Origin of the sequence: Tepidibacter formicigenes DSM 15518 (assembly GCF_900142235.1) — a bacterium.
Lineage (GTDB): Bacteria > Bacillota > Clostridia > Peptostreptococcales > Peptostreptococcaceae > Tepidibacter > Tepidibacter formicigenes.
In genome coordinates this window covers 1-12370 of record NZ_FRAE01000076.1, presented here as the reverse complement: position 1 = coordinate 12370, position 12370 = coordinate 1, and the positions used below count along the sequence as shown (strand labels likewise).

The 12370-nt window shown below is 28.4% G+C and carries 11 protein-coding genes and 1 pseudogene; 6 read left to right on the top strand and 6 right to left on the bottom strand.

All coding sequences use genetic code 11. The annotated features are described in order from the left end of the window. Window positions 1–194, bottom strand: a pseudogene (locus tag BUA77_RS11515) (ISNCY family transposase); the annotation flags it as partial. 164 nt (window positions 195–358) lie between these two features. Between BUA77_RS11515 and BUA77_RS11510 the strand changes: the two are divergent. Continuing rightward, the gene (locus BUA77_RS11510) at window positions 359–3511 is read left to right on the top strand and encodes a type I restriction endonuclease subunit R (protein WP_072890351.1); all 3153 of its coding nucleotides are present in this window, start codon (window positions 359–361) and stop codon (window positions 3509–3511) included. Window positions 3512–3525: 14 nt separating this feature from the next. Then, the gene (locus BUA77_RS11505; RefSeq protein ID WP_072890349.1) at window positions 3526–4248 is read left to right on the top strand and encodes a M48 family metallopeptidase; all 723 of its coding nucleotides are present in this window, start codon (window positions 3526–3528) and stop codon (window positions 4246–4248) included. A 35-nt stretch (window positions 4249–4283) separates the two neighbouring features. Here BUA77_RS11505 and BUA77_RS11500 read toward each other — a convergent pair whose 3' ends face one another. Further along, window positions 4284–5819 carry a hypothetical protein gene (locus BUA77_RS11500; protein ID WP_072890347.1) on the bottom strand — a complete coding sequence of 512 codons (1536 nt, stop codon included), beginning with the start codon at window positions 5817–5819 and terminating at the stop codon, window positions 4284–4286. Window positions 5820–5942: 123 nt separating this feature from the next. Between BUA77_RS11500 and BUA77_RS11495 the strand changes: the two genes are divergently transcribed. Further along, window positions 5943–6845, top strand: coding sequence for a LuxR C-terminal-related transcriptional regulator (locus BUA77_RS11495; protein ID WP_072890345.1), 903 nt, complete (start codon window positions 5943–5945; stop codon window positions 6843–6845). Between the two features lie 353 nt (window positions 6846–7198). On the opposite strand, the gene BUA77_RS11490 is transcribed toward BUA77_RS11495, so the two are convergent. Together BUA77_RS11490 and BUA77_RS11485 are read right to left on the bottom strand one after the other, a co-directional pair. Next, the gene (locus tag BUA77_RS11490; RefSeq protein WP_072890342.1) at window positions 7199–7987 is read right to left on the bottom strand and encodes a hypothetical protein; all 789 of its coding nucleotides are present in this window, start codon (window positions 7985–7987) and stop codon (window positions 7199–7201) included. Between the two features lie 44 nt (window positions 7988–8031). Next, window positions 8032–8907, bottom strand: coding sequence for a PIN domain-containing protein (locus BUA77_RS11485; protein ID WP_072890340.1), 876 nt, complete (start codon window positions 8905–8907; stop codon window positions 8032–8034). 181 nt (window positions 8908–9088) lie between these two features. On the opposite strand from BUA77_RS11485, the gene BUA77_RS11480 reads away from it, so the two are divergent. From BUA77_RS11480 to BUA77_RS11470, 3 genes are all read left to right on the top strand, one after another. After that, window positions 9089–9388, top strand: coding sequence for a hypothetical protein (locus BUA77_RS11480; protein WP_072890338.1), 300 nt, complete (start codon window positions 9089–9091; stop codon window positions 9386–9388). A gap of 402 nt (window positions 9389–9790) precedes the next feature. Next, the gene (locus BUA77_RS11475; protein WP_072890336.1) at window positions 9791–10018 is read left to right on the top strand and encodes a hypothetical protein; all 228 of its coding nucleotides are present in this window, start codon (window positions 9791–9793) and stop codon (window positions 10016–10018) included. 216 nt (window positions 10019–10234) lie between these two features. Further along, complete coding sequence (locus BUA77_RS11470; RefSeq protein WP_072890334.1) at window positions 10235–10546, top strand: hypothetical protein; 312 nt, start codon at window positions 10235–10237, stop codon at window positions 10544–10546. Window positions 10547–10799: 253 nt separating this feature from the next. Here BUA77_RS11470 and BUA77_RS11465 read toward each other — a convergent pair whose 3' ends face one another. Together BUA77_RS11465 and BUA77_RS11460 are read right to left on the bottom strand one after the other, a co-directional pair. Further along, window positions 10800–11084, bottom strand: coding sequence for a hypothetical protein (locus tag BUA77_RS11465; RefSeq protein WP_072890332.1), 285 nt, complete (start codon window positions 11082–11084; stop codon window positions 10800–10802). Between the two features lie 12 nt (window positions 11085–11096). Continuing rightward, on the bottom strand, window positions 11097–12038 hold the full coding sequence (locus tag BUA77_RS11460) for a ParM/StbA family protein (RefSeq protein WP_072890330.1): 942 nt from the start codon (window positions 12036–12038) through the stop codon (window positions 11097–11099). Window positions 12039–12370 lie beyond the last annotated feature (332 nt).

Below are 12370 nucleotides of genomic sequence, written 5' to 3'. Positions count from 1 at the left end.
ATAGATTCAAGAGAAAAATTTCTTTTACGTCCAAAATTAGAATAATATTTTTGATAAAAAGAAAGTGGGATGAAATCACTAATATCAAAAAAATGATTTAACATAGAAAGTAAATTGTATTGATTTTGATTAAAAAACTTTTCAAAATCAGAAGAAATATTAGAAAAGTTTAATTGTTTAGCTTGAACTGGCATAAGTTTTTCCTCCTTTTTTCATTTTGAGTTATACACATCTAGTTAATGTATATATACCCAAAATGGGGGAAACTTAGCCATTTCTATAAATTTAAATGTAGTATTTATGCGAGTTGTAGAGTTCTGCAACGAGCTAGTACACCTAGTGGAAAGGGGGATTTTAAATGCCACGTGCAATGGATTATGATGAAATGAACATATCTCAAATACCTGCTACCCAAGTATTAAAAGGATTGGGATATACATATATTGAGTCCGAAAAAGCTGAAACACTTAGGGGGAATTTATATAATGTACTACTTAAAAATGTATTGAAAGAAAAATTAATTGAACTAAACTCTTATACTTATAAGGGAATTCAATATAAGTTTAGTGATAAAAATATTAAACAAGCTATTTTAGATATTGATGAGCCTCTTACAGATGGACTAGTTAAAACCAATGAGAAAATCTATGAAAGTTTGATGCTTGGAAGAAGTTATCAAGAAAATCTTCCTGATGGTACAAAACGTTCTTTCAATTTAAGATATATAGATTGGGAAAATCCCTATAACAACGTATTTCATGTTGTTGAGGAATTTTCTGTGGAAAAGGAAGATGGTCAAGGTACAGCAAGACCCGATATCGTTCTATTTGTTAATGGTATCCCCTTTGCTGTCATAGAATGCAAAAAGGCTTCAATTTCTATGACTCAAGGAATAAGTCAAATGATTAGAAATCAGAAAAAAAACTATATTCCTCACCTTTTTAAATATGCTCAAATTGTCATGAGTACTAATAAAAATGAAACAAAATATGCAACTTGCTTTACTCCTAAAAAGTTTTGGTCTGTATGGAAGGAAGAAAATGAGAATTGGTTACAAAATCAACTTGATAAAACTGTTATAGGCCGTCTTCCTACAACACAAGATAAAAACATTATATCTTTATTTCATCCTAAAAGATTACTAGAACTAACTAGATTCTTTATTGTATTTGATAAAGACGTAAAAAAGATTGCTAGATATCAACAATATTTTGCAATCAAAGAAATTATTAAAACTATTGATGAGCAGGATGAAAAAGGAAATCGCCAATCTGGAGTTATTTGGCATACTCAAGGGAGCGGAAAAAGTCTTACAATGGTAATGCTTGCTAAATTTATATTATCGCAGCTTTCAAAATATAGTCCTCAAGTTATAGTAGTAACTGACCGTATTAACTTAGATAAACAAATTCATAAGACATTTAATCACACTAGATTATCTGCAAAACGTGCTACCAGTGGAAAGCATCTGGTTGATTTAATAAATGATAATAGTGCAGATATTATCACTACACTGGTTCATAAATTTGATACTGCTGCAAATAATCAAGAGCCTATTAAAGATAAGGACATCTTTGTTCTAATTGATGAAAGCCATAGAACCCAATATGGTGAGCTTCATATAAAAATGAAGAAAGTATTTCCTAACGCTTGTTACTTAGGATTTACAGGAACACCACTGATGAAAAAAGAAAAAAATACAATGATTAAGTTTGGAAAACTAATTCATAAATATACTATAGCAGATGGTGTTAGAGACAAAGCTATCGTTCCCCTACTCTATGAAGGAAAAATGGTAGAGCAAACTGTAAATAGAAAAGCTATCGATACTCGTCTTGAAATGATAACAAGAAACTTAAACAAGAAACAAAAGGAAGAAGTTATGAAAAAATGGAGTCAATTCGAGAAAATAGCTTCTTCTGACCAAAGAATCAGCATGATAGCCTTTGATATAAATGAACACTTTATGAAAAACTATAAAACCCAAGGCTCACAATTTAAAGCTATGCTTGCTACAAATAGTAAAATAGAAGCTATACGTTATCTTGAAGCCTTTGAGGATTTAGGAGACCTTAACTGTGCAGTAGTTATCTCTCCACCTGACCAACGTGAAGGTCATACATCTGTAGATGAAGAATCAAAAGATAGAATCAAAAGATTCTGGGATAAAATGATGAGTAAATATATTAATGAAGAAGACTATGAAGATTCTATAAAGGATGAATTTATTAATGGAGATGAACTAGACCTTCTTATTGTTGTAGATAAACTATTGACAGGTTTTGATGCTCCAAGAGCTACAGTCCTTTATGTGGATAAGCCTATGAAAGAGCATACCCTACTACAAGCAATAGCAAGAGTAAACAGGCTTTATGAAGGTAAAGACTATGGACTTATAATAGATTACAGGGGTCTTCTAAAAAAACTAGATGAAGCCATGGAAATGTACTCTGGTGCAGGTCTTGAAAACTTTGACAGCAAAGATTTAAAAGGAGCTATTTATGATGTTATAAGTATAATTGGAACCCTTAGACATTACTATACTGAACTAATAAATATATTTGCTCCTGTAAATAATAAAAAAGATGTTGAAGAATATGAAGTTCTTTTAGCTGACGAAGAGTTGAGAGAGAATTTCTATGGTGCACTTAGTCAATTTGGTAGAAACCTAAGCATTGCCTTAGAATCTGAACAAGTTTATAATTCTCTAAGCCAAGAAGAACTCAATAAATATAAAAAAGATTTTAAATTCTATCAAGAGTTAAGGAAAAGTGTAAAACTAAGATATTCTGATACAATTGACCATAAAGAATATGAAGCAAAGATGCAAAAACTCATGGATAACTATATTTCTTCTGAAGAAGTTATTCGTATTACAAATCCTGTTGATATTCTAGATGAAAAAAGTTTTGAAGAAGAATTAATAAGACTTGGTTCTAAAAGAGCACAAGCTGATGCAATTAGAACCAGAATGTCTAAAAGAATTAATGCAAATTGGGATGAAAACCCTGCTTTTTACAAGAAATTTTCTGAAAGAATAGAGGAAACTCTACAAGAGTACAAGGATAAAAGAATATCTGAAGCTGAATATCTAAAACGTATGAAAGATATTATGAATGATTTTACAAAGGGTTATTCTGGAGAAAAATACCCTGAAAACATCAAAAATAATCCTCATGCACAAGCATTTTATGGAACTATAAAGGAAGTATTTTCAGAAAAAACAGGCTTTATTATTAAGGAAGAAAAAGCAACCTACATGTCTCCTGATAATATAAAAAATGACTTAACAGATGATGATTTAGGTTATATGGCTCTTGAAATCAATAAAATAATCGATACACATAGCAAAGTTGATTGGCATGACAATATGGAAGTTCATAATCGTATTGCTCAAGAAATTGATGACTTTTTATATGATTATTCAAAGGAAAAAGAATTTGAAATTGATTTTGATGATATTGATAGAATCATTGAAAATATTAAAACCATAGCACTTAGACGCTATTAAGGTGGTAGCAATAAATGGAAATATTAGAAGTAACCTATAAAGATAAAATTATTAAATTTGAACTACACAGGAAAAATGTAAAGAACATAAATTTAAATATAAAGCCTGATACCACCATAATGGTATCTGCAAATGAGAAAGTACCTACTGATTTTGTACTGAATTTTGTTAAGGAAAAAGCCTCTTGGATACTCAAGAGTGTAAATGAATTTAAAGAGTATCAACCTGAAAGAAAAACAGCTTTAGAATTTATAAGTGGAGAATCAGTAAAATATTTAGGTAAACAATACCGACTTAAAATCATTGAAGACGATGAAGAGAAAGTGAAATATTTTAGGGGATATATATATATTCATGTTAAAGATAAATCCAACTACACAAGAAAAGAAAACCTATTTAATAACTGGATGCGAGAAAAAGCAGCCATTATCTTTCAAGAATGTTTAGATAAAATATACCCTATACTCGAGAAATACAATATTAAAAAACCCGAAATAATGATTCGTACCATGAAGGCTCGTTGGGGTTCATGTATCAAAGATAAAAATATAATATTGCTAAATTTTGAGCTTATAAAAGCTCCAAAATACTGTATTGAATATGTTATTCTTCATGAACTCATTCATTTTCTTCATAGAAATCATGACCATAAATTCTATAATTTTATGACATCTCTAATGCCAGATTGGAAACAAAGAAAAGAAATTCTTGATGAAGAAGTAGTAAGAAATCTTTAAAAAGCTGAAGGTTTACCCTTCAGCTTTTATATTTTTCATATATATTTAGTTCTAAAAATATCACTCATATTTTCTACTTCATTTAGTTCTTCTAAGAATCCTTTCTCTTCCCTATCTGCTTCTTGCTCAATACCTTCTAATTCAATATACTCATTTATATCTAAATTATGTAAGATTATTATTTTCTTCTCAATAGCTTCATCAAATAACTGCTGACTATCATAATCTATAAATAATGATTTTTCTACATTTTTCAATAAAGAAATATAAATATTTTTAAAACCTAACCCTTTTAATGCTCTTGCATTAATTTTTGCCATATTTATATCCTTTTTATCCCTTATACACAAATGAATATTTAAATTCATTCTTTTATATCTATAAGCATCAAAAATCAAATATAGTTGTGCTTTACTTAGTATTTTTCCCATTGCTCCAACAACAGCATTTCCTGTACCAAATAAATTTTTTTCTAGCTCTATTACCCCCAAAGGATTCTCACATATATATAAATTATTGCAAAATTTGGTCTTTAACGCTTCATCTAAATTAAATAACGTATAAGATTTTTTAAATCCTTTATTAAAAAGATATGCTTTATAGTAATCTTCTGTATCATGTGATTTCTCAAACATATCTTCATCCATACTATTTAAAGCAACTACCCCTACTACACTATTATTATGTTTTACAAGAAAACAAATTCTATTTTTTAATATTTTGTCTTTGCAATTCTTCCCAGCATATTGAATATTATACTTTTCTCTATCCCAATCAGATAGCCCATACACCCACTTTAGATTTGGATGCATCTTCCCTTCAAATCCAAACCTCTCTAAATCAATAGGTTCTAATTGTTTACGTTCTAGGATAATTGTGTCTTCATTTGTCTCACTTTCTGGCAATACAATATCTTTAATATCCCAATAGCCAACATATATATTAAGCATTTTTGCAATAGCATCAATTACTTTCGAGTATGATAATTTTGTTTCTTTCATCATAAATGGAATGAGTTCCTGTATATCTCCACAAGCTCTACACTTTAAAAAATAATCCTTGTCTCTCCCATGAAAAAACTGAACTGGCCATATTCCATATTCCGAAGTAGTCCCACAAAATGGGCACTTATCATATCCCTTAATTTCATCCTTTTTTTTAACAAATGCATCTAAACTATGTAAGATTATCCTCATATCAGCAGCTGGTAGCATATTAATTTTTTTATTAATCATATAAAATCGTTTCTTTTTGAAAATTAAGTAGTACTCGACCAACCACTTTATAAATGGATTCTTAGCTTTAGCTAAATAATCTGATACATATGTACTGTCCATTTTTTCTATATCTTCGATAGTCTTTCCCCTATACCTACCAAATTCTAGAATATAATCTTTTGCATAGTTCATTAAGCAATATTCTATCTCTTCTTTTACAAAAAGGGCACACTGCCTGTGAAATTGCACATATAGATACTCTATCCCTGTATGTCCATTTCCTATATCCTTTGAATTTATAATATCAACCATATTTTTATCTTTAACCAAACCAAATGTAAATTTCTTCTTCATTAGCATCACTCCAAAATTTAATCTTGAATCTATTATACAAAACTCTTAATATGATGCAAGAAATCACACAATTTTCTTATGTGTTATGCTAAAAACATGGAAGACATAGAAAGGAGTGATACTATGAAACATATAGATTTCAAACGGGAATTAAAGATAAGAAATTACCTACATGCTTATATTGAAAGAAAAAATGAGTTTGCTTTAAGAGAATTATATTTAATATTAAAAAAAGATTTAGTTAATGTACTATTTAGACCATTAAAAGTACTACCTGCTACAATAGAAAATCAGAAAAGAAATTTTCTTTATAAAACTCAAAAAAAAGAGATTAATGAAATTATTGCAAGAATAGATAATTCTATTAAGAATTCCAAAAACTCTTCATTTAAAGAAAAAGCAACTATCAAAAGACAACAGTATGAGGAAAAATTAAATATAAATATCAAGTACGATTATTTTTTTCAAAATGCACGAGAAGATTTCTACAAAGAACGATTGCTGATAGATAACCCTAATCCAGAGTGCAAGACCTATGATATTTTTACTGAATTTTGGCTCTCAATAAGAAATTTAACTTTCAATAAACTTCGTGATAAATTAAACTCATGGCAAACCAGCACATATCAATATTTTCTTGTAGTTAGGTTTGCAGAACATTATTGGAGTTTTCTACAAATGAAATATCGCCAATATTATGTTTATCTCAATACAAAAAAAAATACAGTTATTGAAGTAATGTCTCTTGACACTTACAACTCAAGTGAAGAAGAGACTTATAAAATAGACATTTACCAATTCAAAAATAATATCTATTCTTCTGTAAAAACATCAGATGAATTGGACATAAAAAATCTTCCTCTGCAAGGGAATCAGAAGAAAATTTACTCATACTTAATACAAGGTTATAAAAATAAAGAAATTGCTAAATTAATGAACATTGATGCAAGTACCGTTAGCACTCAAAAGAGCAGGATAAAGTCTAAATTATATGATTATATCAAAGAGCAAGGATATACTTCATAAATTTAAATTTTATCATTTTATATTTTAAGCATTTGTATTGATGGATACAGATGCTTATTTTTATTTTTATAATAATTTAATTTCAAACTATTATATATTGAGTTATTAAATATAATCAAATTTAATATTGTATTAGATTTTAATAAGTATTTATATATTAAATTTTTTATTAATTTTATTTTTTATATTACTTATATCTAATAAAATTAGTTACTCCTACATCAGCCTTTACATTTTAAATTTTATTTCCTATTCTTTTAGAGATTGATGTAGTAGTAGGGATTTATATATTAAATATAAAGACTTGGGTGTCATCTAGAAATGTCCACAAGATAATAAAATTTTTTTATTTTTTAAATTTTTAATACCTTATTTAAATATCCTTCATTTTCAATATCTTTATAAGTGTCTATAGTTTTAAATGTATCTATTTGGAATCTTTGTTGTACTCTTATAGCTTCTAAGTACGAAATACCTCCCATTGATAACATCATCATTCTAGCACCATGTAACCAATTTTCATACCAACAATATTTAGGGTTATCACTCAATTCTCTTATAGAACATTTAGATATAAATGGGCTTGGTTCTATATTCATAAACCCTTTTACAAGTGAATAGCTGTTAAAAGATGCTCTCGCCTGACCTTCTATTGAACCACCTATTTTATTCCAAACAGGTATTTGCCCTTTTATTTTCCTAAATGCCTCAATTAGTATTCCTTCAACTAATTTTATATTCTGCTCACCTTCTTGCCCTACATAATTTTCAACAGAAAACTCTTCATCTAAAAACCCTTCATAGATTTTTTTATTTCTATGAGTTATTGGTTGTGATAATGGAGATTGGACTAATATTGAATATCCAATTTTATCATTACTTTTAAAATAATCTTGAATATATGCCCATTTACAACTATTTGATTTAACCTTTCTTAATCCATTATGTTGTCTAAATCTATCACTTAAATCAGCTGCTAAGCCAATATATAGTACTTTTTTCTTATAATAATCCCAGAAACAATAAACTCCAGCCGATGCCCAAACATAATTATCGCAAGGAGAACATAAATAATCAATTGCTTCTGCCATATCAACTCGTTCATCAAATTTATATGCATCTACGATAATTGTACCAAACATAATATACCACCTCTTTAAAAACTTATTTAATATATTAATAGCCTCTAATCATTTTGCGGTGGCTCTATAAATGGTAAATTAGCAAACTCAACTTTATTCTGTACATTTATATCTGCTGTAACTAAAACAACAGGTCTATTAATCATGTCTCTGCATACTTCAATAAGTGATGCAATAATTCTATCATCGTTATTTTGGCTATCTAGCCATGATAACATGTTTTCCATTTTTGGTTCCACAGCAATAGCTCTAATATAATTCTTACCAGATAACTTAACTCCTTCTGTCAATCTTCCTCTTCTTCGATATTCTTTAATCTTTTTTATAATTCCTGCTGCTTTTTTTCTGACTTCTTGATTTGCATGATATACTTTTAACTTATCTAACTCTTGAAGAACAGTTGGTAATAGCACTATTTCAAATTCATCAATATTTTCAAATGTCCACTTTTCTATATTAGGATTTGTTAATAATGCATTTGTATCAGGAATAAGAACATGTGTCATTTCACACGCACTGTAAAGCTGGTCTATTAGTTGGTCTATCTTATCAAAAGATTCCTTTACTTTTATTACAACTTCATCGATAGTTGAAATCCATATTTGACTATTCTGTAGCAAATACTCAAAAACCTTTTTAATAGTTTGTTTGTATTCTTCAATGTAGTTTTGTGGTAATCTATTCATTAAAATCTCAATTAATTCAAATTGTTTATTAAGTTCTTTATATAGACGTGTTTGTATTTTTCTTCCTTCTAAATCAAGTTTTTGCCAATGATAATCACTGTAACCTATAATAGAAATATTGCCCCCTGTATTAACAGGCTTATAATAAATCTTCGAATGCTCTTTTAAAAATTCTTCCATCTGTTCATATAAATATGTATTACGTTCCTTTAACATACTACTTAAATCTTTCATTAAAAATCCCCCATTTATATTTAGCAATGCTATTTATTTACTTTATGATTCCATTCTAAACCCTCATGTAAAATTTTTCAATAAATTCACTAATGGGTAAGAAATTATCTCAATTAAAACTTGATTTCCCTTGAATCTTTCCTTACAATACTCATACCAAAAATTAAGGAGGCTGATATTTATGATAGATAACAAAACACTACAAGCAGAAATTAAATATATAAAATCTAAATTAGAAGAACTCTATAGCTCTAAGAGCATAATATACAAAACTTTTGATGAGAGCTGTGACATTCTTCAAGCATATCAATACAGCGATAATGCTGACTCTCTCGCTAGTTATTATCTAAAACAAATTGATAAGATTTTCTCTCAACTTGAAAAAGATTTATCTTCAAATGATTATTCTCAATTTAAAGAACAAATTCCTAATTTTAATTCTTTCATCAAAATCATGAAAAAACAATGTATTCTATTATAAACAAAAGCATCGTCAATTGACGATGCTCTTTTATTTTCTCTTTATGAATCATTATATTCAATTCTCTATACGTTTCCTTCCTAAATACTTCTATTTACTTGTATTCTGTGAATTTAAGGTTTTGATTTAATATACTAAATCTTGTTTCCCTACCTCATAGCTACCCAAATACTCCGTTTCTCTAGAATTCATTATTTTATCAATTTATTATATCTGTATTGTCTTCTATATAAGGAAACTGAATCTAAATTTGATTTTTCAATACTTAACTTCTAAATTACTTCTTTCAATAAAACGGATAATCATTAAATTCACTCTATTATTTGATTCTACTGTGATTGTCTTGTATAATATATCCAACAACTTTGATATTAAATAAAAATAACGCTATGGAGGTAACTTATGGAAAAAAGATTCGAACTTATTAAGCAAATTGCAGAAATGAATGATGCAATCATTGAAGGTAAAATTAAAAATAAACAACCAGTTGGATTTATTGTTGGTGATACATATATTAATAATCCATTATTAGATGAAACTGGTAAAACTTCAGTAGAAAATCCCGAAGAATATTATGGTAAAGATAATATTGATAAATTCATTGAGGATGGTAAAAAAATCATTGAATAGATACCTAAAAGCAGTGACTCTCGCTTATTTTTTTCTTGTTGAAATAATCAAAATGCTTATTTTTTACCACATATTAGTCTATGAACCCATAGGTTCCCTGCCTAAGTTATCAATAATTTTTAGGTACCTTTTAGAACCAATTAAAAAAATGCTTGAAACTCTCAATATTTATTGATTATGATACTACCTCAAATTATTAACGAGAGGTGGTCTACCATGAATTTAACAATAAGCATAAATAAATTAAAAGATATTTCAATTGAAAATTGTCTAAATTATTCCCCTATTATTCCAGAATTTGAAAAACTCGCACAAGAAAAAATCCAGCAATCAATCATAAAATTAAAAAAGTATAGAAAGAATACAGACCCACTTGATGATAAATTAAAATTTATCCTTGAACAATGCCTATTGAGAGTATCTACACATAAAATCTTTCTGGAGCACAAAGACTCTATTGATGAAATTTATATTTACACATTAATAAAGAAACAACTATATCTTCAACTTCCAAATTTATTTCAATAATCATTATCTTAGAGATAGTCATTGACTGTCTCTTTTTTATATAAATAATTCTTACTCCTTATACCTTTTTCTAAATAATGTGTTATAATTAGTGAAAATAGTTAAAAGGCTTATGACTCAAGGTATTGAGCAGATTTTCTTACGACAAAATGATTTATTCTCCGAACTTTTATTGGTATAGGGGAATACATTAATTCTAAACTCACATAACAAAAAAGCACGAGAATAGTTATTCTACTCTCATGCTCTATATCTATAATCCAGATATCATATTAAACAGGTCATCAGGAATTTGATTTTCTTCTTCAATTACAACATTGTTCTTATCATCAACCTTAATACTTAATCCTACTTCGATTATCGCTTCCTTAACTGCATTTTTAAACTGCTCTATATCAATCCCTTCTCTTTTATTTTCAAATGCCAATACTGCATCAATTACAAATTTTGTCTTACCTCTATTGCTCTGTATTAAATCATAAACTACTCTATCTTCTTCTCTCTCTAAATCAAACGACAAATTAATTCTTTTTTTCATAATAAATCACCTCTATTGTTTAGAGCGTAGAAGAGTTTCCTTCACTAACATCTCATATCCCTTAGCATTAGCTAATTGAGCATCTGGTATTGCTTCAGTATACCCTATTTTATTACTACACTTATCTTCATTTAGAGATGATAAAATAATACTAGAACCGCCACCGATTAGTAGGTTTACGGTACTCTGAAGTTCATATCCATTTTCACGAAGTTCTGAAAGCATTTCAGAAACAAAGTCATTTCTTGTATCTATAATTATTTTTTCTAATCTATTATCAAAAAATAAACTGCTATTGCTATTATCTTTTAATGCTATCTCAATTTGCTCTTCTTCTAATTCTATACCCGTTTCTTTTCTCACATTTTCCTGTATTCTCTTAATTAACATTAAAACTCCGTAATTCAAAGAAATTGCTGTGTTGAGCAAAGGTCTATTATTAGATATCTTTACACAGTCTAATGTGACTTTTCCGCAGTCAAATAAGTTTATAAATGGCACATTATCATACTTCTTCAATCCCGTCATAAACCCTGCGATAGCCTGCGGAAAACACATAACAGTATCTATCATCACATTATATCTTTTCCCACACCAAACAAATGAAACATCTTTCCTCTTAAAATACTCAACAAATTTCTCCTTTAATGAGAAATGAGATAGTGGCAATCCAATCCCGAGTACAATTTCCACTTTTTCATTTCCAATATTCATTTTCTCTAGTTTTTTACCAATTGCAGCAAGACATAGGATGAAATAATCATTATCTATAGTTTTATCATATTTATACTTAACTCTATTCATACCAATATTATAAAATTTCCCTTGATATTCTAATAAATCTTTATTAGAAATCGGATTATCACTAGCAACAAAGCCAGCTGTAAATACATCACCATTTGAAGTCTTTATAGCACCATTTCCTGAATCATAACCTAATATTACTTTTTGCATAAATAACGCCTCCCTCTATATACTTTTATTTTCTCTTAAATACTCTCTATTTCTTACAATTTCATAAATTGATAGATATATTTTTTGGATATAACTTCAACATATTCAATTTTATGGATATAGAAATGTATAACCCCAGAAAATCAGTGTTTTTACCAAAATATTACTGGAATTAATCCACTAATTTCATGGCGACGTACCCTCCCATGTCTCACAGGATCAATGTCCCTAAATTCCTTCGTTCAGTCTATCCATGATGTGGTATCAGCTATGCTCCTTTGCGGGGTCAAATGCCCTAATGGTTAATATATCTGCTGAATTCCTAGCTATAT